Genomic DNA, 20,054 nt, shown 5'->3' with positions numbered 1-20,054 from the left:
GTTCGAAAGGTCGGTCGATGAAGACACGACGCATGATTGCCGCCTCCTTCCTGACGGCCGCCGGCCTCCTGCTCACCGCGTGCGGTGGCGGCAGCGGGGACAGCGGCGACGGGCCGGTCACCCTCTCCTTCCAGTCCCTGTCCGACCAGCCCGCCGCGATCGCGGCGACGCAGAAGATCGTCGGCGACTGGAACAAGGCGCACCCGGACGTGCAGGTCAAGATCGTGCAGGCGGGCTGGGACGGCGTCTACGACAAGCTGATCACCCAGTTCAACGCCGGTTCCGCGCCGGACGTCGTGCACTACGAGGCGGCCGGCATCGCGCCGTTCGCCGCCGACGGCTACCTCGCGGACCTGACGCAGTACCTGCCGGAGCAGAAGCGCGCCGACATCCCGAAGGGCGTGCTGGACTCGGTGACCGTCGACGGCAAGGTGATCGCCGTCCCGACCGAGCTGCAGTCCTATGTGGTCTTCGCGAACAAGACCCAGCTGCAGCAGGCCGGCGTCACGATCCCGACCGGCGCCACGATGAGCTGGGACCAGCTGCGCGAGATCGCCAAGGCGACCACGAAGGACGGCAGGTTCGGCCTCGGCTGGGGCCTGTCGAGCCCGACGGCGGCGTTCGTCGCCCTCGCACCCGGGTTCGGCGGGAAGTACTTCCAGGGCAGCGGGAACAACGCGACGCTGTCGGTCGGCCAGGGCGAGCAGGCGCTGCCGCAGCTGGTGGACGCGATGGCCCACCAGGACCACTCGATCCTGCCGGTCACACTGACGCAGTCCGGGACGAAGGCGCTCGCGCCGTTCTACGCCGGCCAGATCGCGATGACCGTCCAGGGTTCCTACCAGGCGGCCAACATCGCGAAGGACGCGCCGAAGGGCTTCGACTGGGTCGTGCTGCCGCCGCTGGCCGGCTCGGCCGGGCCCGCGCAGGCCGCCAACCCGCAGACCCTCTCGGTGAACAAGGACTCGAAGCACGTCAAGGAAGCCGCGGAGTTCGTCGACTTCTTCACCGGCACGGAGAACCTCGCCGCGATCAACGAGGCGGACGCGCTGATCCCGCCGACGACGTCGGCGCGGCAGGCGCTCACGACCAAGCTCGGCACGAAGAACGGCTGGAACGCGATCCTCGCCTCCGGTGAGTACCTGACGTCGGCGCCCTACCTGTTCGCCGGCAAGTACGCGCAGTGGAAGGACACCGTCGCGACCCCGGCGTACCAGCAGTTCCTCGCGCAGAAGATCGACGCGGCGGGGCTTGCGAAGCAGCTCGAAGACGGCTGGAAGAGCGTCAGCAAGTGAACGGAGCAGATTCTTGACCTGGCTGGAAGACCGGGCCGTCGCGGTGATCACCGGTGCGGCCGTCGGGGACGCCCTCGGCGGCGCCACCGAAGGGTGGACGCCCGAGCAGATCGAACAGCGGCACGGCGGCCGGGTGACCGGCGTCGTCGGGCCGTGGTACCCCGACTGGCGGACCGCCCGCCCGATCGCCCCGTACCACAAGGGCGACGGGCACGTCACCGACGACACCCTCATGACGCGGGCGCTCGTCGAGGTGTACGCGAAACGCCGCGCGCACCTCGACGCGTACGCGATGGCCGAGGACCTGGTGCCGCTCATGATCGGTGAGCCGCGCTGGGTGCCGGAGCTGGAGTCGACCGCGTTGCTGCTGCAGCGGGTCTTCCTCGCCGAGAAGTGGATCGTCGCGAGACTCCACTACGGACACGTCGACCCGCGCGAAGCGGGCGTGGGCAACGTGGTCAACTGCGGCGCGGCGATGTACGTCGCCCCGGTCGGGGTGGTGAACGCGGGTGACCCGCGGGCGGCCTACGCCGAGGCGATCGACCTCACCGGCGCGCACCAGTCGAGCTACGGCCGCGAGGCGGCGGGCGTGCTGGCCGCGATGGTGGCGGCCGCCGTCGCGCCGGGCGCCTCGCTCGACGACGTCGTGGCGGCTGCTCTCGCGGTGGCCCACGACGGGACCGTGGCGGCGCTGCGGGCCGTCGTGGACGAGTTCGGTGGCCGGTCCGTCCCCCGGCCACCGACGACGAAGAGCGGGCGCTCGCCGCGCTCGTCCGGGAGACCGTCGCGCCGTTCGACTCGGTCGGGCCGCACTACCGGGAGATGTCGATGGACGCGCGGCGCCCGTCGCGGACGAAGTCCATCGAGGAGCTGCCCGCCGCGCTGGCGTTCGTCCTCGCGCACCGGGGCGACTTCCGGGGCGCCGTGCTGGCGGCCGTCAACTACGGCCGGGACGCCGACTCGATCGCCGTCATGGCGGCGGCGATCTGCGCCGGGCTCGGCGGAACCGCCGTCGTGCCGAAGGACTGGGTCGACGAGATCGGCGAGGCCAGCCGGATGGACCTGCGGGAGACCGGGCAGCTGCTGGCTTCGGCGGCCGCCGACATCCTCCGCGCGGACCGGGAGCGGGCGCTGGCCCGGGTCGCCTTCCTCGAGGAGACGGCGTGAGGCTGACCTGGGCCCAGCCCGAGGACCTGCTCCCGCACGAGCTGGTGCAGTCCGCGGCGGAGGGCAAGGACGTCACCGCGGTGCGGGCGCGGTGGATCGAGGCGGGCGGCGACCCCGTCCCCGCCGTGAGCGGCGCCGGCCCCGGGGCACCGTCGCTGCGCGCGCTGGCCCGGGAGCTGCTGGACGAGCTCGAGGCGCCGGTCGCCGAGCCTTCCTGGGACGAGCTGGCCTTGCCTCCGGCGCCTGCGCTGCCTCGGGGCTCCCGCGGCCGTGAGCCGGCCGCGTGGACCGGCCGCGCGGCCGGGTGCCTGCTCGGCAAGCCCGTGGAGAAGATCCCGCGGGAGGGCATCGAGGAGATCCTGCGGGCGACCGGCCGCTGGCCGCTCGCCGGGTGGTTCACCGCGGCAGGGCTGCCGGACGACGTCGCCGGGCGGTGGCCGTGGAACCGTCGTTCGGCGCCGACCTCGCTGGAGGAGAACATCGACGGGATGCCCGAGGACGACGACCTCAACTACCCGATGCTGGCCCTCGAGCTGCTGGAGGCGCACGGCCGGGAGTTCACCACCGAGGACGTCGCGCAGCTGTGGCTGGACAACCTCCCGGCGGGCCGCGTGTTCACCGCGGAGCGCGCGGCCTACCGCAACCTCCTCGACGCGCGGCCCGTGCCCGAGACGGCGACGTACCGGAACCCGTTCCGCGAGTGGATCGGCGCGCTCATCCGCACCGACGTGTTCGGCTGGGTGTCGCCGGGTGACGTCCGCGGTGCCGCGCGGCTGGCGTGGACGGACGCCCGGCTCAGCCACACGCGCAACGGTGTGTACGGCGCGATGTGGGCGGCCGCGCTCGCTTCGGCGGCGATGGTGTGCGACACGGTGGAGGACGTTCTCGACGCCGCGGAGACGGTGGTCCCGCCTGGTTGTGCCCTGCAGTCGGCGATCCGGCTCGGCCGGGACGCGGCTTCGGCGGGAGATGTCCGAAGCGGACTCGACCGGCTGCACGCGGCGTACGGGCACCTGCATTGGGTGCACGTGCTCAACAACGCGGCGGTGATCGCGTACGCCCTCGCCGCGGGCGGCGGGGAGTTCGGGCCGAGCATCTCGATCGCCGTCACCGCGGGCTGGGACACCGACTCCGCGGCCGCGACGGTCGGGGGCGTGGTGGGCGCGGTGAGCGGGGTCGGCGAGTACTGGAGCAAACCCTTGGACGGCCGGATCGCGACCTCGCTGCCGGGCGGCGAGCGGCGGATGACCGACCTCGCGGCGCGCACGGCGGCACTGGCGGAGGCCGGGCGATGACCGGCCCCTCGGCGTCCGGCGTCCGCGCCACCGGGCGGGTGGTCGTCGTCGGTTCGGCGAACGTCGACCTGGCCGTGGACGTGCCCCGGCCGCCGAAGGCGGGCGAAACCGTCCTCGGTGGACGGTTGCGCCGCAGTCCCGGCGGCAAGGGCGCCAACCAGGCCGTCGCGGCCGCGTGGGCCGGGGAAGCGGAAACGACGTTCGTCGGCGCCCTCGGCGAGGACGAGGCCGCCGACCTGCTCCTCGTCTCGCTCGGCGGCGCCGGCGTCCGCACCGACCTCGTCGAGCGGGCCGACGCGCCCACCGGCACCGCGTTCGTCACCGTCTCCCCGGACGGCGAGAACGCGATCGTCGTCGCGCCCGGCGCCAACGAGCACGTCCGGATCGGTGCCGCGCAGGCCGGGCGCATCGCCGAAGCCGACGTCGTGCTGGCCCAGCTGGAAATCCCGCTCGACGTCGTGGCGGCCGCCGCCGCGGCCCGCCGGCCGGGTGCGCTGGTGATCCTCAACGCGGCGCCGTCGCGGGAGCTGCCGGACTCGCTGTGGGACGTCGTGGACGTGCTCGTCGTGAACGAGCACGAGGCCGCCGACCTCGCGGGCGAGCCCGAAAAACTGCTCAAGCGGGTGCCCGCGGTCGTCGTCACCCTCGGCGGCGAAGGCTGCGTGGTGCTCCGCCGGGACCACGAACCGGTGCGCGTCACCGGGTTCAGCGTGGACGTGGTGGACACGACCGGGGCCGGCGACACGTTCTGCGGGGTGCTCGCGGCCGCGCTGGCCCGGGGCCTCGATCTCGCCGGAGCCGCCCGGCTCGCGGCCGCCGCCGGCGCGCTGGCGGTGACGCGCCCCGGCGCGCAGGCCGCCGTCCCCGCCGCCGACGAGGTCGCCGCGCTCGGAGGGAAGACCCGATGACCTACGCGTTCGACCCGCTCGTCCCGCGGCCGATCGACCGGCCCACCGAGGTGCGCGGCCCCCTGACCGGCCTGGACGAGGCGAAGATCTTCGCCGCGCCCGCCGACCCGGCCGACCGGCCCGCGTGGCGCGCGAGACTCCGCGAATGGCGTGAAGACGCCCGAAGCCGGCACGGCTACACGGGTGCCGCCTACGAACGCCCGGGCGCGGCCTGGGCGGCGACCTGCCACACGGTCGCCCAGGTGTGGCTGTGGGACGAGCTGCTCTACTCCTTCGACGAGCACCGCTTCACGCCCGAGCGGTTCCTCGCCGACGCGCGCCACCGCTTCGGCGGCCTCGACGCCGTCGTGCTGTGGCACGCCTACCCGGTGATCGGCCTGGACGACCGCAACCAGTGGGACTTCTACCGCGACGTCCCCGGGCTGACCGGCCTCGTCGAGCACCTGCACGAAGCCGGGCTGCACGTCTTCGTCGACTACAACCCCTGGGACGTCGGCACCCGCCGCGGCGGCGACGACCTCACCGAGCTGGCGGCACTGGTCGCCGACCTGAAGGCGGACGGCGTCTTCCTGGACACCCTCAAGAAGGCCGAGCCGGACTTCGTCGACCGCCTCGAAGCCGCCCGGCCCGGCATCGTGCTCGAAGGCGAGTCGAAGCTGCCGGTCGAGCGGATCGAGGACCACGCGGCGTCGTGGGCCCAGTTCTTCGCCGACTCGCCCGTCCCGGGTGTCCTGCGCGCCCACTGGTACGAGCGGCGGCACATGCAGCACCACGTCCGCCGCTGGCACCGCGACCACAGCGAGGAGCTGCAGTCGGCCTGGCTCAACGGCGTCGGCGTCATGGTGTGGGAAGTCGTCTTCGGCGTCTGGGTCGGCTGGTCGCGCCGCGACGCCGCCACCGTCCGCCGGATGGTCACGGTCCAGCGCGCGGCGGCGGACCTGCTGCTCGACGGCGCCTGGACCCCGCTCGCCGAGCTGCCACCCGAAGCGGAAGCCGCGGGCGTGTACGCGTCGAGCTGGGAACTCGACGGCCGGACCCTGTGGACCCTGGTCAACCGCGGGGACACCGACTACCACGGCCCGCTGCCCGGAACCGACCTCCTCGGCGGGGTACCGGCCCGGGGGATCGGCGCCGCGGTGCGGGGGTGGCTGCCGGACCTGCCCGCGCTGCCCCACGATCCGGACGCCCGGTTCCCGCACCGCCTCGCCACCCGGGTCGCTCCACAACGGACTTCCGGCGAACCCGAGGCGGACGCCGTCGTCGTCCCGGCCGGGCCGTACGTGCTCACGGTGCGGTACCGCGCCCGCGAGACCGGCATGTACCAGGGAGCGCCCTACGTGGACGAATGGAAGCCGCTGCCGCCGCGCCTGCACGACGCCCGCACGCTGCAGCGCGAGTGCGAGCTGGCCACGCCGGTCGCCGTCGCGGCCACCGAGGTGACGAACGCGCAGTTCGCCGAGTTCGTCGCCGCCACCGGTTACCGGCCCGCCTGCCCGCACCGGTTCCTCGCGCACCCGGGAGCGCCGGACGAGCCGGTGACCTACGTCGACCTCGACGACGCCCGCGCGTACTGCGCGTGGCGGGGCGGGCGCCTGCCCACCGAGGACGAATGGCAGCTGGCGGGGGAGAAGCTGCGCCGCGGCACCCCCGCCGTGTGGAACTGGACCGAAAGCGAACACTCCGACGGCCGGACCCGGTTCGTCATGCTCAAGGGCGGCAGCGATCACCGCGCCGAAGGCTCCGAGTGGTACGTCGAAGGCGGGGTCAAGGAGCCCGGATACACCGTGAAGCTCCTCCTGCCGGGGCTGGGACTCGCCCGCAGCGCGACGGTCGGTTTCCGGTGCGCCTGGGAGGTGACGGCGTGAGCGTCTCCCGCGATCCCGCCGCCGGCGCCCTCGCCGGGCTGCGCGTCGTCGACGCGTCCACGCTCTTCGCCGGCCCGATGGCCGCGATGCACCTGGGCGACATGGGCGCCGAGGTGATCAAGGTCGAGCACCCGCGCAAACCCGACCCCTCGCGCACCCACGGCGCCGCGAAGGACGGCGTCAACCTCTGGTGGAAGACGCTGGGGCGGAACAAGCGCACGGTCACGGCCGACCTCGGCAGCGAAGGCGGCCGCGAGGTGTTCCTCGCGCTGGCCACCACGGCGGACGTCGTGATCGAGAACTTCCGCCCCGGCACCCTCGAACGCTGGCGGCTCGGCTACGACGAACTGGCCGACTGGAACCCGCGGCTCGTGCTCGCCCGCGTCACCGGCTTCGGGCAGTTCGGGCCGTACCGGACCCGGCCGGGCTTCGGCACGCTCGCCGAGGCGATGAGCGGGTTCGCGGCCACGACGGGGGAGCCGGACGGCCCGCCGACGCTCCCGCCGTTCGGGCTCGCCGACGGCGTCGCGTCCCTGGCCACGGCGTACGCGATCATGGTCGCGCTCGCCGCGCGCGAGCGCACCGGGCGCGGGCAGGTCGTGGACACCGCGATCATCGAGCCGATGCTGGCCATGCTCGGCCCGCAGATCACGCGCTGGGACCAGCTGCGCACCGTGCAGCCGCGCACCGGAAACCGGTCGACCAACAACGCTCCGCGCAACACCTACCGGACCGCCGACGGCCAGTGGGTGGCCGTGTCCACTTCGGCCCAGTCCGTCGCGGAACGGGTGGTGCGGCTGGTCGGGCGGCCGGACCTGGCCGACGAGCCGTGGTTCGCCAGCGGCGCCGACCGGGCCCGCCACGCCGACGAGCTCGACGAAGCCGTCGGCAAGTGGATCGGGCAGCGCACCCGCGACGAGGTTGTCGCCGCGTTCGAAACGGCGCAGGCGGCCGTCGCGCCCGTCTACGACGCCGCCGACATCGTCGAGGACCCGCAGTTCCGCGCGCTCGGCACGATCCACGAGATCGAGGACGCCGAACTCGGGCCGATGCTCATGCAGGGCCCGCTGTTCCGGCTGTCGGGCCACGACGGCGTCATCGGCTTCACCGGACGGCCGCACGGCGCCGACACCGACGCCGTGCTGGAGGAGCTCGGGTTCTCGCCGGAGCGCGTGGCCGAACTGCGCGAGCGGGGTGCGGTGTGAGCCCGCCGCTGACGTTCCTCTACGCGCCCGCCGACCGGCCGGACCGGGTGCGCAAGGCCCTGGCGTCCGCGGCCGACGTCGTGCTCGTCGACCTCGAGGACGCGGTCGCCCCGGCGCGCAAGGACGAAGCCCGGGAGAACGTCCTGGAGCTGCTCGCGTCGCCGGCGCGTCCGGTGCAGGTGCGCGTCAACCACCCGAGCACCCCGTGGCACGACGCCGACGTCGCGGCGGTCGCGGGGCTGCCGCCGGCGGTGGGCGTGCGGCTGCCGAAGGCCGAGACGCCGGACGAGGTCCTGGCCGTGGCCCGGGTGCTGCCGGGCCGGGCGCTGCACCCGCTGATCGAGTCGGCGCTGGGGGTGGAGCGGGCGCTGGAGATCGCGACGGCGTCGACGGCGGTCGCGTCGATCGGGCTCGGCGAGGCCGACCTGCGCTCGGACCTCGGGGTGGCCGACGACGCCGGGCTGAGCTGGGCCCGCAGCCGTGTGGTCGTCGCGGCGCGGGCGGCGCGCCTCGCCCCGCCCGCGATGTCCGCGTACGCGAACGTCCGTGACCTCGACGGGCTGGCGGCGTCCTGCCGCGCGGGCCGCGCGCTCGGGTTCCGCGGCCGGACCGCGATCCACCCGGTCCAGCTCGAAACGATCAGGGCCGCGTTCCTGCCGACCCCGCAGGAGGTCTCGCGGGCGCGCGAAGTCCTCGCGCGGGTCGCCGGCGCGACCGCCGCCGGAGTCGGCGCGATCGCCCTGCCGGACGGGACCTTCCTCGACGTCGCCATGGTGGAACAGGCGCGGACCGTGCTTTCCCTCGCCGACTGATACAAGAGCCGTACAACCGCCGGTGTACGGAATTTGGACCGGGGTGTGGGGCAATGCCGTCATGCGAATTCCGAAGGTGCTCCTTCTCGCGCTGGCCGTGGTGGCCGGCGCGCTGACCCTGACCGGCACGGCGAGTGCCGCCTACAGCGATCCGCTGACGACGACGGCCAAGCAGGGCCTGGTGTGGCACGCCACGCCGGCCGCGGCGCTGACCGCGCTGGACAGCGCGTTGCCGAACGTCAGCCTCAACACCGTCGTCAACGACACCAGCTACGCGATGACCGGCTGCACGACCGCGGAGAAGGCCGCGCTGCCGAAGGCGCCGGTGGCCACGAAGTCGATGTGCTGGGACGCCGACCGCGCCGGGACGACGACGTGGAGCCCGCAGGGCATCACGACCTCCGGCGACGCCGACGACGACGGGATGTGGGGCGCGGACCGGATCATCCTGTCCGGCTGGCACGGCACCGACGCGCTCGGCCGCTACAACGACGCGCGGATCCAGGCGATCAACTACGACGACCCGGCGTCGCCGTCGTACCGGATGTTCTACCTGGCCGTGCCGAACAGCACCGGCAGCAGCTTCTCCGCGGCGCAGGCGCACATGGGCGGGATGGCCTGGTACGGCGACAAGATCTACGTGACGGCCGAAGGCAGCACGTCGACCGCGATCCGCGTGTTCAGCACCAAGCACATCCTGCAGCTGACCGACACGACGTCGAACGCGATCGGCAAGACCTCCGGCGGGTATGCCGCGTACACGTACAAGTACGCGATGATGCAGGTCGGCTACTACACCTACGCGGGCGGCACGTGCAGCATGGCGTCCGACACCGGCGTGCCGTGCTTCTCGTCGATGTCGCTGGACCGCAGCACCACCCCGGCGTCGATCGTGACGACGGAGTACTTCTCCGACCAGAGCCTCCACGGCCGCCTCTACCGCTACCCGATGGGCACGGACTACCTGCTGACCGGGACGGCGTCCGAGGCGTACCGCAGTTCCGTGGGCAACATGCAGGGCGTGCTGTCCCACAACGGCAAGTGGTACGTGGCCCACAGCTCGGCAACGATCAACGGCCAGCTCTGGGGCCAGACGACCACGGCAAGCACCTCGGCCACCTGCGGCACGACTACGGCCTGCTGGGCGGTCCACCCGGAGGCCCTGACGTACGACTGGTCGACGGGCCTGGTGTGGTCCCAGTCCGAGTGGTCGACGGCGGACTGCAAGGCGCAGGGCCAGACCTGCGGCCGCTCCGTGTTCGCGGTGCCGCTGACCTCGCTGAGCTGAGCTACCGGTCGAGCAGGGAGGCTCCGAGCGCCGTGATCAGGTACACGACCTGGCGCCCGGAGCGTTCCCGCTCGACCAGCCCGTTTTCCCGCAGGACGCCCAGGTGCTGGGACACGGCGCTGGGCGTGACGCCGAGCGCCCGGGCCAGGTCGGTCGTGGTCGCGGGGGAGCGGAGCGCTTCGAGGAGCCCCGCCCGGGCCCGGCCGAGGAGCCGGGTCGTGGCGGCCGGGGGTGGCCGGGTGCCCGCCGTCCACAGGGCGCCGCGGCCGCGGGCCGGGTAGCGGACCGTGGTCTGCGTGGAGGTGCTCTTCTTGATCAGCACGTACGGCGAGCCGAGCACGACGGGGATGAGGACCAGCCCGCCGGGGCCGCGGTGCACCACCTGGTCCGCCCGCCAGCGGTCGCCGGTCAGCAGGACCCGGCCGTCGCGCCAGCGCAGGTCCGGGTGCAGGCCGGTGAAGAGCCGGGCGCTGCCGCCCGCGGCGAGCAGGCGGGCGCGGTGCGCCACGTCGGCGTCGAGCACCGCCCGGATCCGCGGCCAGTGCGGCGCCACCAGCCGGTCGTGCGCCGCGCGCAGTTCGGCGGCGATCGCCTTCAGCCCGGCCGCCGGGCGGGCGGCGAGTTCGGCGGCGGTCCCGGTGAGCTCGCCGCCGAACACGCGGCCGAGGCTGGTCCGCACCTGGCGGGCGGTCGTGCGGCGCAGCGCGGCCAGGTCGTCCTCTATGGACGGACCCGGGTTCTTCGGTGCGGGGACGAGGAACTCCGGCCAGTTGGGCCGGTCGCTCACGAGCAGCGGCCACGTCCACGGCAGCTCCAGCGGTGCGCGGGCGAGCTCGTCCTCTGCCCAGCGCAGCCACGGCAGGTGCACCGCCTGCCGGTCGCGCCCGGCCAGCTGCTGGAGGCACGCGACGGTTTCCGACAGCGGCGAGATCGCGAACCGGGTCGCCGCCAGCTCGGCCACGCCGAGCTCGATCGTCAGTGCCATGCCCTCGAGTATGTAGCCGGGCGCTAAACGCTGTCCCGTTCCCGCGCCCGGACCGAAGGATTCCGGGAATGACGCGCAGCGACGCCCGGCCCTTCCGGCGGCTCTGGTGGGCGACCGGCATCGACAACCTCGGCACCGGCGCGTTCACGGCGGCGGTGCCCCTCCTGACCGTCACGGTCACGCACGACCCGCGGCTCGTGTCCCTCGTCGCGACGGCGGCGTACCTGCCGTGGCTGCTGCTGTCGCTGCCCGCCGGGGCGCTCGCCGACCGCCACGACCGGGCCACCCTGATGTGGCGCGCGCAGGCCTTCCAAGCCGTGCTGGCCGGGGCGACGGCCGTCCTGGCCGCCCGCGGCGCGGCCGGCGTCCCGGTCCTGGTCGTGACGGCGTTCGGGCTCGGCGCGGGCGACGTCGTCTTCGGCACCGCGGCGCAGGCGATCCTGCCCGACCTCGTCGCGCAGCCGTCGCTCCCGCGGGCGAACGGCCACCAGCAGGCGATCACGACGATCACGCGGCAGTTCGCCGGGCCGCCGCTCGGCAGCCTGCTGTTCGGCGTGGCGGCGGCCCTGCCGTTCGGGCTCGACGCGGTCTCGTTCGCGCTGTCCGCCGCCTTGGTGGCGACGCTGTCCCGGCGCGCCCGGGGCGTGCCGGCCCGCTCCGCCGTCCGGGACGGCCTGGCCTGGCTCCTGCGGCACCGGCTGTTGCGCACGCTCGCGCTCCTGCTCGGCGTCAACACGTTCTGCGGGCAGCTCGCCACCGCGACGCTGGTCCTGTTCGCGACCCAGGTCGTCCACCTCGGCGCGGGCGGCTACGGCGTGCTGCTCGCCGGCGCGGCGCTGGGCAGCGTCCTCGGTGGCCTGGTGAACGCCCGGATCGTGGCGAGGATCGGGGCACTGCCGGCGCTCGTGACCGCGCTGACCGTCAACGTCGGCGCGTTCGCGGGCATCGGCCTGAGCCCGAACGCGGTGCTGCTGGGCGTGTTCCTCGCGGTGAACGGCTTCGTCACGACGCTCTGGAACCTCGTGACGGTGGGCGTCCGGCAGGAACTGGTGCCGTCGGCGCTGCTCGGCCGGGTCACCGGCGTGTACCGGCTGCTGGGATGGGGCCTGATCCCGCTGGGCACCCTGACGGGCGGGCTGGTGGCCCACGGGCTGGGGTTGCGGGCGCCCTCCCTGCTGGCGGCCGGGGTGCGCGGGGCCGCGCTGGTGGTGGCGCTTCCCGTGCTGGTCCGCGCGCTGTCCCCGGCCGGACGCAGGCCTTAGTCCTCTGTGGACGGCAGCTGCCGCTCGATCTGCCGGGCCTCTTCGTCACGGCCCTGCCGCCGGTACAGCTCCAGCGCCTCTTCCCACACCTCGCGAGCCCGCTGGTGCTGCCCGAGCGCGGCGTAGGCGTGCCCGATCCGGTCCAGGGTCCCGGCCTCCTCGTACCGCGAACCGATGCCCCGCAGCAGGGCCAGCGCCGCGCGGTAGTGGCCGACCGCCTCGGCGTGGCGGCCCGTCCGGTGGGCGATGTAGCCCAGGCTGTCGAGCGTCGTCGCCTGGCCCTCGGCCGCGTCGTGGCGGCGGAACAGCTCCAGCGCCGCTTCGCACTTTTCGCGGGCCTCGTCGTACTCGCCCAGCTGCGCGGCGTACCAGCCCACCGCGTTGAGCGCGCCGGCCTCCCACACCGGGTCGTCCAGGGCGCGGCAGATCCGCAGCGCCTGCACCGCGTGGTCGTACGCCTTCCGCGGTTCGCCGCCGGTGTCCCACGCGGCCGCCAGGGTCCGGTGGGTGTGGGCTTCGTTGACGGCGTCGGCGTGCTGCTGGGCCAGGGCGAGCGCCTGGTGCAGGTGACCGATCGCCTCGTCGTGCCGCCCCAGATCGGCGTGCGCGCGGCCGAGGAGCCGGTGGGTCAGGATGTGGTCGGCCGGGCCGAGCCCGTGCTCGGCCGCGGCCAGGCCGGTCCGCCAGGCCTCGAGCCGGTCGCGCAGGTGCCCGCGCCGCCGGTGGAAGGTCTCCAGCGCCCAGGCCAGGTCCCACGCCGCCGCGCCGGCGACGTCGAGCGCGGCCAGCAGGCAGCGGTGCTCCGCGTCGAACCACGCCATGGCGGCCCGGTCGTCCGGCAGGACCTCCGGCGTGACGCCCGAGACGGGCGGTGCGGGCGTGATCGGCGCGCGGTGCGGGTTGACCAGCCGGTCCGCGCCGAACGCCGTGTGCCGGTAGAAGTCGGCCACCCGGCGGACCGCGGCGGCGACCGCGCCCGCGGGCAGCCGGCCCGCCGTGTCCGCGGCGTACCGCCGGATCAGGTCGTGCATCCGGTACCGGCCGCGGGCGTCCTGCCCGAGCAGCGACGCCTGTTCGAGCCCGAGCAGCAGCCGCCGGGTCTCCGGCACGGGCGCGCCGACGAGGGCGGCGGCGGCCGCGAGGCCGATGTCGGGCCCGGGCGCCACGCCGAGCAGCGCGAACGCGGTCGCCTGCGCGGGGGTCAGCGCGTCGTGGGACCACGAGAGCACGGCCGGCAGGCTCGCGGTCGGGTCGTCGTCGGCCAGCGCGCCGAGGCCGTGGTCGCGCAGCTCGTCGGCGAGCGCGGCCAGTGACCGGTGCGGCCGGGTGTGGGCGTGCGCGGCCACGATGCTCAGCGCGAGCGGGAACCCGCCGCACAGCGCGATCAGCCGCTCCACCGCCGCGTCCTCGGCGCGGGTGCGGGCCGCGCCGAGCCGGTCGGTGAGCAGGGCCCGCGCCTCGCCGCCGGTCAGCACGTCGAGCGACAGGTGCCGGGCCGCGTGCCCGGTGATCAGGCCGGTGAGCCGGAAGCGGCTGGTCACCAGCACCGTGCAGGTGTCGCTGCCCGGCAGCAACGGCGTCACCTGCTGCGTGTCGGCGGCGTTGTCGAGCACCAGCAGGAGCCGCTTCCCGGCGACCAGGCCCCGGAACAGGGCCGCCCGCGCGTGCGGGTCGAGCGGGATGCGGTGCGGTTCGACGCCCAGCGCGTCGAGCAGGCCGCGCATGGCCGCCGCCGGGTCCATCGGCGCGCTGTCCGGGCCGAACCCGCGCAGGTCGACGAACAGCTGCCCGTCGGGGAACCGGTCTGCGTGCCGGTGGGCCCAGTGCAGGGCGAGCCAGGTCTTGCCGATCCCGCCCGCCCCGGCGATGGCCGAGACGACCACGGTGCCGCCCGCGTCGAGGGCCGCGTCCAGCTGCGCCAGGTCGGCGGAACGGCCGACGAACGGCCGGGGCGCGGCGGGCAGCTGGCGGGGCGGCAGGCCGTCCCGCAGCCCGGCCGCGGGCGCGGTCAGGAGCTGGCTGTGCACCTGCTGCAGGGCCGCGCCCGGATCGGTGCCGAGTTCCCCGGCCAGCCGCGCGCGCACCAGCCGGTAGTGCGCGAGGGCGTCCGCGGTGCGGCCGGCCTGGTGCAGGGCCGTCATGTACTGGCCGGCGACGCGTTCGTCCAGCGGGTGGGCGCCGGCCTGCGCGGCCAGCTCGGCGACCAGCCGGTCACCGTGGCCGAGCGCGAGCCGGGCGTCGGCCAGGTCCCGCTGCGCGGCCAGCCGCTCCTGGCCGAGGCGCTCCCGTTCGGCGTCGGCCCACTCGCCGTCGAGTCCGGTCAGCGCCTCGCCCCGCCACAGGGCCAGCGCTTCGGTGAGTGCGCGGGTGGCCTCCGCGGGGTCGGCGGCGGCCCGCGCGGCCGCGCACAGTTCACGGAACCGGTGCAGGTCGACGGCCGGCCGCGCGCCGGTCGCCGTCGTCAGGAGGTAACCGCCCGACCGCCGTTCGATCGCGATGCCGTCCGCGCCGGCCAGCGCCTGGCGCAGGCGCGAAAGGTAGCTGTACAGCGTCGCCCGGCCCCGCCGCGGCGCCTGGGCGCCCCAGACCCGGTCCACCAGCCGGTCCGCCGCGACGACCCGGCCGGCTTCGACCGCCAGCGCGGCGAGCGCGCACCGCTGCCGGGCCGGTCCCAGGTCGACCGGCTCGCCGCCGTCCCGCACGGTGACCTCTCCGAGCAGGCACAACACCGCCGACCACCTCCCCTGCGGCCCGCCGCACCAGCGCGATGCAGAAACCTCGCAAGGATTACACACGATCCGCCCGCGAGGGTGTCGGCGACGGCACCGAGCCGCAGCCGGGAGGAAACATGCGCAGGAGGATCCGGGCCTGGGTCCCGCTCGTCACACTGGCCGTATCGGCGGTGGTTCCCGTCGCGACGCGCCCCGCACCGGCCGAGGTCTCGCCGGACCCCACCCGGCGGCCCGGATCGCCCCAGCCGGGGTGAACCGGGCCGGCGTGCCGGAGTTCCGGGCCGTCCCGGTATCGGTCGCGGTGGTGCGAGCCGCGACGACGGTGACGCCCGGCGGCCGGCAACGCACGATCCAGGTGTCGCGCCGGGAGTTCCTGATCATGGTCCCGGCGCGTCGATGGGAGGCGGCGGGGTAGTTCAGCGGCGGGTGTAGACGACCCCGAGCCGGTCGACCTCGTCGCCGGCGCGGCCGTGGAAGCCGGCGATCTGCCAGCCGTCCGGGGCGGTGGCCGTGGCGCAGTCGGCCGTCGCCGTGCCGCCGGCCAGCGTGCCGCCGAGGTTGGTCGTGAAGGCGGCCGAGAAGATCCGCGTGTGGCCGCCGTGACTGCCGCGGCACAACCGGACGGAGACCGCGTATTCGCCGTCCGCGAGCGGGTACGTCCGCGCGGTGCCCCCGGTTCCGCCGTGCGCGAGCGCCGTGCCGTCGGCCAGCGTGAGCCCGACGCGGTCGACGCGTGATCCCGCGCTCAGCGTGAGCGCCGTCGCGCGGCCGCCCGCCGGGACGCGGTCGAGGTCGGTGAACGACGTGCCGTGCGGGCCGCCGAACGGGTCGCTCAGCCGGAACGCGGGGTCGGCCGACCAGCCGAACCGCACGGTGACCGGATCGTGGTCCGACAGCATCTTGCCGGAGGCGTCGAGGAACGCGTTGTGCTCGTTGTTGTAGTACGTCGCGTCGAGGGAGATCAGCTTGTTCCCGCGGTAGAGCACCTTGTCGACGACTTCGCAGGCGTTGGTGACCGCGCTTTCGTCGCAGACGAGGGCATCGCTGCCCGCGGCGGGCGGGACACCGCCGCGTTCGAGCCGGACCCACGCGTCGGTGAGGCCGTTGTCGGCGGCGAACGCCCGGATGGTGTCGGCGGCCCGCGTGTAGCGCGTGTTGGTGTCGCCCATGACCAGCACGGCGTTGCCCGCCGAGTGGCCGGCGATGAACGCGGTGAGCTGCTTGAGGTTCGCGGCCCGCGAAGCCAGGTCGCCGTCGGACGTGCCCGCGTTGGTGTGGATGTTGTACGCGTCGACGTAGACGCCTTCGGCGAGCCGGAGCCGCGTGAAGGTGAAGCCCTTCGGGGTCAGGCAGTCGCCCGAGTCGAACTGGCAGGACGTCCAGCGGACGCGCTCGAGGTTGTCGTAGGCGAGGGCGGAGAGGGTGTTGAGGCCGCTGCCGATCCCGGCGCCGCCGCTCGTCGGCGTCCGGTACGGGTGGGTGTCGGCGGCGTAGAGGTTCGCGTGGTAGTTGAAGTCCTCCTGGACGTGCACCACGTCGTAGGGCCCCAGCCGCTGCCCGATCGCGGTCGTGCTCGGCGCGCGGGGGGTGGGCGCGCTCGAGATCCCTTCGGGCAGGCCGGCGACGTTGTACGACAACACGGCGAAGGTGCCGCCTGCCGCCTGGGCGGCGGGAGCGGTGGCGGCGAGGAGGGACGCGGCCAGCGCGGCCGTCGCGAGGACGCTGCACACTCGGCGCAAGGCGGTGTTCCTTCCGGGCGGGGAGCGGGAACAGCCAGAATCATGAAGGATTCTCACGTTAGCCCGTTGTTCGCGCTCACACAACCGCCCTACGCACCAGGGTGGCCACACGCGTAGACGGAGGCCGAAGCCAGGGCTACGCAGGCGGGGCACGTGTTCACCGGCCGCTCGCGGCGGCCCCAGTACGGGTGGCGGGCCCCGCACAACGCGACGAGCACGTCGCCCGGCCGTGGATCGGGGTGGCAGCGGGGGCAGTAGGCGTGCGCGGCGCGTTCGACGGCGGTGCTGTCGGCGCTCATGGCGGCTCCTCGGGTCGGCGGTCACCGGGGTACCCGTGGCTCCGGTGCGCCAACCCGGCGGAGCCGTCCGACGACGGACCGGCCGCCGGTGAAGCACCAGATCGCGATGACCGGGTCGCAGAGCGCGCAGCCGAACGACGAATCGTGGGCGAACGGCAGGATCGGCTGGCCCTTCAGGTGGTGGACGACGTCCCAGCCGGTGTGCAGGAGCCAGCCGATGCCGATGAACGTCCACGAATCGAGCCCGCGGAACGCGACGTAGGTCATCACCGCGCAGAACGCCAGTTCCCCCGGCCCGAACGCGCCGCCGGACAAGTAGGCCGCGCCGGCGCCGCCGATCATCACGGCGTTGAACTTCCGCCGGTGCGGCTCGGGGATCAGGGAGTTGAGCACGACGTAGAGCAGGCCGACCAGGATCGGCGCCAGAACTTCGATCATGGTCGACGACGCTAGGAACCGGCCCGCCGCGCGGCCAGTGGCTGTTCTGCCACACTCCACCGGATTCTCGCCACGCGGTTTAAAGCACTGGACTCAAGCAAGTGATTTAATCCGGGGTACGCTGGCGGGATGACCACCACGGACCCGCTCACGGCGGACACCCCGATCGGCGAGTGGGTCACGCACCCCGAGGGCGGCCCGCTCATCCGCGCCCTGCTCGCCGAGGCGGGGGTCGACGAGACCGTCCTCGCGCCGATCCGCCTGCTGCCGCTGCAGCAAATGGTCGCGCTGAGCCAGGGGCGGCTGGCCCAGGACGTCGTCGACGACCTCGTGGCGCGCGCGAACCACGGCGTCGTCCCGGCACCCGGCGCCGAGCGGGCCGGCCGGCGCGAGCGGATCGTGCCCGGCCGTTCGAGGGCCGGACGGTCGTCGTCACCGGCGCCGCCTCCGGCATCGGCCGGGCGACGGCGTCCCGCATCGCCCGCGAAGGCGGCCGGGTCGTCGCCGTCGACGTCTCGGCGGACCGGCTGGACGAGTTCGCCGCCAGCCTCGGCGCCCCGGACCTGGTCGCGGTGCCGGCCGACATCACCGACGCGGCCGGGGTGGCGCGGGTACTGGCCGCCGCGGGCCCGCGCGTCGACGGGCTGGCCAACGTCGCCGGCGTCGTCGACGACTTCTCGCCGGCGCACGAGGTGAGCGACGAGCTGTGGCGGCGCGTCTTCGCCGTCAACGTCGACGGGACGTTCCGGCTCATCCGCGCCGTCGTCCCGGCGATGCTCGAAGCCGGCGCGGGCGCGATCGTGAACGTCGCCTCCGAAGCGGCGCTGCGCGGGTCGGCCGCCGGAATCGCTTACACCGCTTCGAAACACGCCGTCGTCGGGATCACCCGCAGCTGCGCCTTCATGTACGGCCCGCAGGGCATCCGCGTCAACGCCGTCGCGCCCGGCGGGGTCGCGACCGGGATGGGGCCGCACGCGGAGCCGTCGGAATTCGGGCAGCGGCGGGTGGGGGAGTTCCTCGGGCTCGTCCCGCCGATCGCCACGGCAGAGCAGCTGGCGGCCTCGATCACCTTCCTGCTCAGCGACGACAGCGTGAACGTCAACGGCGCCGTGCTCCCCTCCGACGGCGGCTGGTCGGTGCAGTGAACCCGGCCGAGGTGACGCCCGAGCTGCGCGGCAGGGTCCGGCGGCTGCCGCCGGAGCGGGCCTGGGTGCGGCGCCTGGTGCGGGCGGCGACCGCGCGGATGCGGCCCGCGGCGGTCCCGGACGTCGACCTCGAGCTGCGCCCGGGACTGCGCCTCCACCGGCCGCGGGTGGCGCGGTCCGACCTGACCCTCCTGTGGATCCACGGCGGCGGCCTGGTCATCGGCGGCGCGGTCCAGGACGACCGGTTCTGCGCCGAGACGGCCCGCGGACTCGGCATCACGGTGGTGTCCGCCGAGTACCGCCTCGCCCCGGAAGACCCGTACCCGGCGGCGCTCGACGACTGCCACGCCGCCTGGACGTCCCTGCGCACCGGCGTCCCGGCCGACCGGCTCGTGGTCGGCGGGCAGAGCGCGGGCGGCGGCTCGCGGCGGCGCTCGTCCAGCGCCTGCACGACGAGGGGGAGCGGCCGCGCGCGCAGTGGCTGTTCTGCCCGGTGCTCGACGACCGCACGGCCGCCCGGCGCGAGCTCGACCGCGCCGGCCACCGGGTCTGGGACAACCGCCTCAACCGCTTCGGCCGGCGCGCTTACCTCGGGACCGAACCGGGGGCGCCGGTCGTGCCGCTGTACGCCGTGCCCGCGCGGCGGGAGAACCTGGCCGGGCTGCCGGCCACGTGGATCGGCGTCGGCGACGTCGACCTGTTCCACGACGAAGCCGCCGGATACGCCCGGCGGCTGCGCGCGGCGGGCGTCGAGACGGCGTTCCACGTCGCGCCCGGCGGGCCGCACGGGTTCGAGGCCTGGGCGCCGGACACCGGGTTCAGCCGGCACTACGTCGCCGCCGCCCGGGAGTGGCTGGGACGGTTCCGGTGGGCGGCTCCGTAAGGTGGGGGCCGGCAGGTGATCAGGGTGACCGGGTGGGTTGGATGAACGTGAAGACGGACCGCGCGAGTGCCACGCGGGAGAGCATCCTCGTCACGGCGGAGCGGCTGTTCGCCGAGCACGGGGTGCACGCGGTGTCCAACCGGCACATCAGCGAGGCCGCCGGGCAGGGCAACAACGCCGCGGTCAACTACCACTTCGGCACCAAGACCGACCTGGTCCGCGCGGTCGCCCGCAAGCACTTCTCCCGGATCGAACGGCTGCGCGAGGAGTTCGTCGAGGGCGTCGAAGCGACCGCCGAGCTGCGCGACTGGGTGGCCTGCCTGGTCCGGCCGACGACGAGCTACCTGCAGGAGCTGGGCGCCCCGACGTGGTTCGCCCGGTTCAGCGCCCAGGTGATGACCGACCCGGCCCTCCGGGCGATCGTCGTGGAGGAGTCGCTGTCGTCCCCGGCGCTCGCCCGCGCGGTCGACGGGTTGTACCGCTGCCTGGACGGCCTCCCGGCCGAGGTCCGCGCCGAGCGCGGCGACATGGCCCGCCAGCTGATGATCCACATGACGGCGGAGCGCGAGCGCGCCTTGGCGGAGGGGACGGAGACGCCAAGAGCCACTTGGGACGACGCGGGAACGGGCCTGATCGACGCGATCACGGGCCTCCTCCTGGCCCCGGTGACCCCCGCCTCCTGACCGGGCCGGGCCCGCGCCTTCTCGGGTCGCACCGGTGGGTGGCCGCGCGGCGA

19 protein-coding genes and 2 pseudogenes are annotated in these 20,054 nt (G+C 74.6%); 15 read left to right on the top strand and 6 right to left on the bottom strand.

The window, feature by feature from the left end:
• Positions 1-17 precede the first annotated feature (17 nt).
• Entirely contained in the window at positions 18-1,295 is a 1,278-nt protein-coding gene (locus ACH54P_RS08290; RefSeq protein ID WP_489911747.1) for an ABC transporter substrate-binding protein, read from the top strand.
• 43 nt (positions 1,296-1,338) lie between these two features.
• A pseudogene (locus ACH54P_RS08285) lies at positions 1,339-1,941 on the top strand (ADP-ribosylglycohydrolase family protein); the annotation flags it as partial.
• Here the strand turns inward: ACH54P_RS08285 and ACH54P_RS08280 are convergent.
• Entirely contained in the window at positions 1,863-2,108 is a 246-nt protein-coding gene (locus ACH54P_RS08280; protein WP_489911746.1) for a hypothetical protein, read from the bottom strand. The pseudogene ACH54P_RS08285 and the gene ACH54P_RS08280 sit on opposite strands and share 79 nt — an antisense overlap.
• Before the next feature lie 15 nt (positions 2,109-2,123).
• Between ACH54P_RS08280 and ACH54P_RS08275 the strand changes: the two genes are divergently transcribed.
• The 7 genes from ACH54P_RS08275 to ACH54P_RS08245 all read left to right on the top strand — a co-directional run bounded on the left by ACH54P_RS08275 (position 2,124) and on the right by ACH54P_RS08245 (position 9,835).
• On the top strand, positions 2,124-2,462 hold the full coding sequence (locus tag ACH54P_RS08275) for an ADP-ribosylglycohydrolase family protein (protein ID WP_489911745.1): 339 nt from the start codon (positions 2,124-2,126) through the stop codon (positions 2,460-2,462).
• Positions 2,459-3,757 carry an ADP-ribosylglycohydrolase family protein gene (locus tag ACH54P_RS08270; RefSeq protein WP_489911744.1) on the top strand — a complete coding sequence of 433 codons (1,299 nt, stop codon included), beginning with the start codon at positions 2,459-2,461 and terminating at the stop codon, positions 3,755-3,757. Before ACH54P_RS08275 ends, ACH54P_RS08270 begins: the two co-directional genes overlap by 4 nt.
• Positions 3,754-4,665 carry a ribokinase gene (locus tag ACH54P_RS08265; RefSeq protein WP_489911743.1) on the top strand — a complete coding sequence of 304 codons (912 nt, stop codon included), beginning with the start codon at positions 3,754-3,756 and terminating at the stop codon, positions 4,663-4,665. Before ACH54P_RS08270 ends, ACH54P_RS08265 begins: the two co-directional genes overlap by 4 nt.
• On the top strand, positions 4,662-6,530 hold the full coding sequence (locus ACH54P_RS08260; protein ID WP_489911742.1) for a formylglycine-generating enzyme family protein: 1,869 nt from the start codon (positions 4,662-4,664) through the stop codon (positions 6,528-6,530). Before ACH54P_RS08265 ends, ACH54P_RS08260 begins: the two co-directional genes overlap by 4 nt.
• Entirely contained in the window at positions 6,527-7,735 is a 1,209-nt protein-coding gene (locus ACH54P_RS08255) for a CaiB/BaiF CoA transferase family protein (protein WP_489911741.1), read from the top strand. Before ACH54P_RS08260 ends, ACH54P_RS08255 begins: the two co-directional genes overlap by 4 nt.
• Positions 7,732-8,547, top strand: a complete 816-nt coding sequence (locus tag ACH54P_RS08250) for an HpcH/HpaI aldolase/citrate lyase family protein (RefSeq protein ID WP_489911740.1) — start codon at positions 7,732-7,734, stop codon at positions 8,545-8,547. The genes ACH54P_RS08255 and ACH54P_RS08250 overlap by 4 nt, the downstream gene beginning before the upstream one ends.
• Positions 8,548-8,608: 61 nt before the next feature.
• The gene (locus ACH54P_RS08245; protein WP_489911739.1) at positions 8,609-9,835 is read left to right on the top strand and encodes a hypothetical protein; all 1,227 of its coding nucleotides are present in this window, start codon (positions 8,609-8,611) and stop codon (positions 9,833-9,835) included.
• Between the two features lies 1 nt (position 9,836).
• On the opposite strand, the gene ACH54P_RS08240 is transcribed toward ACH54P_RS08245, so the two are convergent.
• Positions 9,837-10,820 (bottom strand): ArsR/SmtB family transcription factor, encoded by a 984-nt coding sequence (locus ACH54P_RS08240; protein ID WP_489911738.1) that lies wholly within the window; start codon positions 10,818-10,820, stop codon positions 9,837-9,839.
• A gap of 68 nt (positions 10,821-10,888) precedes the next feature.
• On the opposite strand from ACH54P_RS08240, the gene ACH54P_RS08235 reads away from it, so the two are divergent.
• Entirely contained in the window at positions 10,889-12,082 is a 1,194-nt protein-coding gene (locus ACH54P_RS08235) for an MFS transporter (RefSeq protein ID WP_489911737.1), read from the top strand.
• On the opposite strand, the gene ACH54P_RS08230 is transcribed toward ACH54P_RS08235, so the two are convergent.
• Complete coding sequence (locus ACH54P_RS08230) at positions 12,079-14,811, bottom strand: AfsR/SARP family transcriptional regulator (protein ID WP_489911736.1); 2,733 nt, start codon at positions 14,809-14,811, stop codon at positions 12,079-12,081. The two genes, ACH54P_RS08235 and ACH54P_RS08230, sit on opposite strands and share 4 nt — an antisense overlap.
• A gap of 268 nt (positions 14,812-15,079) precedes the next feature.
• On the opposite strand from ACH54P_RS08230, the gene ACH54P_RS08225 reads away from it, so the two are divergent.
• Positions 15,080-15,229 (top strand): hypothetical protein, encoded by a 150-nt coding sequence (locus ACH54P_RS08225; RefSeq protein WP_489911735.1) that lies wholly within the window; start codon positions 15,080-15,082, stop codon positions 15,227-15,229.
• A 1-nt stretch (position 15,230) separates the two neighbouring features.
• Here the strand turns inward: ACH54P_RS08225 and ACH54P_RS08220 are convergent, their stop codons facing one another.
• The 3 genes from ACH54P_RS08220 to ACH54P_RS08210 form a co-directional block, all read right to left on the bottom strand.
• Positions 15,231-16,544, bottom strand: a complete 1,314-nt coding sequence (locus tag ACH54P_RS08220) for a jacalin-like lectin (protein ID WP_489916359.1) — start codon at positions 16,542-16,544, stop codon at positions 15,231-15,233.
• 98 nt (positions 16,545-16,642) lie between these two features.
• Positions 16,643-16,852, bottom strand: coding sequence for a hypothetical protein (locus ACH54P_RS08215; RefSeq protein ID WP_489911734.1), 210 nt, complete (start codon positions 16,850-16,852; stop codon positions 16,643-16,645).
• 21 nt (positions 16,853-16,873) lie between these two features.
• A complete protein-coding gene (locus ACH54P_RS08210) occupies positions 16,874-17,290 on the bottom strand; it encodes a DUF6010 family protein (RefSeq protein ID WP_489911733.1) in 417 nt (138 codons plus the stop codon).
• Positions 17,291-17,463: 173 nt separating this feature from the next.
• Here ACH54P_RS08210 and ACH54P_RS08205 point away from each other — a divergent pair, with 173 nt between their 5' ends.
• The 4 genes and pseudogenes from ACH54P_RS08205 (at position 17,464) to ACH54P_RS08190 (ending at position 20,001) form a co-directional block, all read left to right on the top strand.
• A complete protein-coding gene (locus ACH54P_RS08205) occupies positions 17,464-18,435 on the top strand; it encodes an SDR family NAD(P)-dependent oxidoreductase (RefSeq protein WP_489911732.1) in 972 nt (323 codons plus the stop codon).
• A gap of 98 nt (positions 18,436-18,533) precedes the next feature.
• Positions 18,534-18,797 (top strand): annotated as a pseudogene (locus ACH54P_RS08200) (alpha/beta hydrolase fold domain-containing protein); the annotation flags it as partial.
• Positions 18,683-19,318, top strand: coding sequence for an alpha/beta hydrolase fold domain-containing protein (locus ACH54P_RS08195; protein ID WP_489916357.1), 636 nt, complete (start codon positions 18,683-18,685; stop codon positions 19,316-19,318). The pseudogene ACH54P_RS08200 and the gene ACH54P_RS08195, both read left to right, overlap by 115 nt.
• A 41-nt stretch (positions 19,319-19,359) precedes the next feature.
• Positions 19,360-20,001 carry a TetR/AcrR family transcriptional regulator gene (locus ACH54P_RS08190; RefSeq protein ID WP_489911731.1) on the top strand — a complete coding sequence of 214 codons (642 nt, stop codon included), beginning with the start codon at positions 19,360-19,362 and terminating at the stop codon, positions 19,999-20,001.
• The last annotated feature ends 53 nt before the right edge of the window (positions 20,002-20,054 follow it).

It is taken from the genome of Amycolatopsis sp. N2S4-7, assembly GCF_058119595.1.
This window is presented reverse-complemented; position numbering and strand designations above follow the sequence as displayed.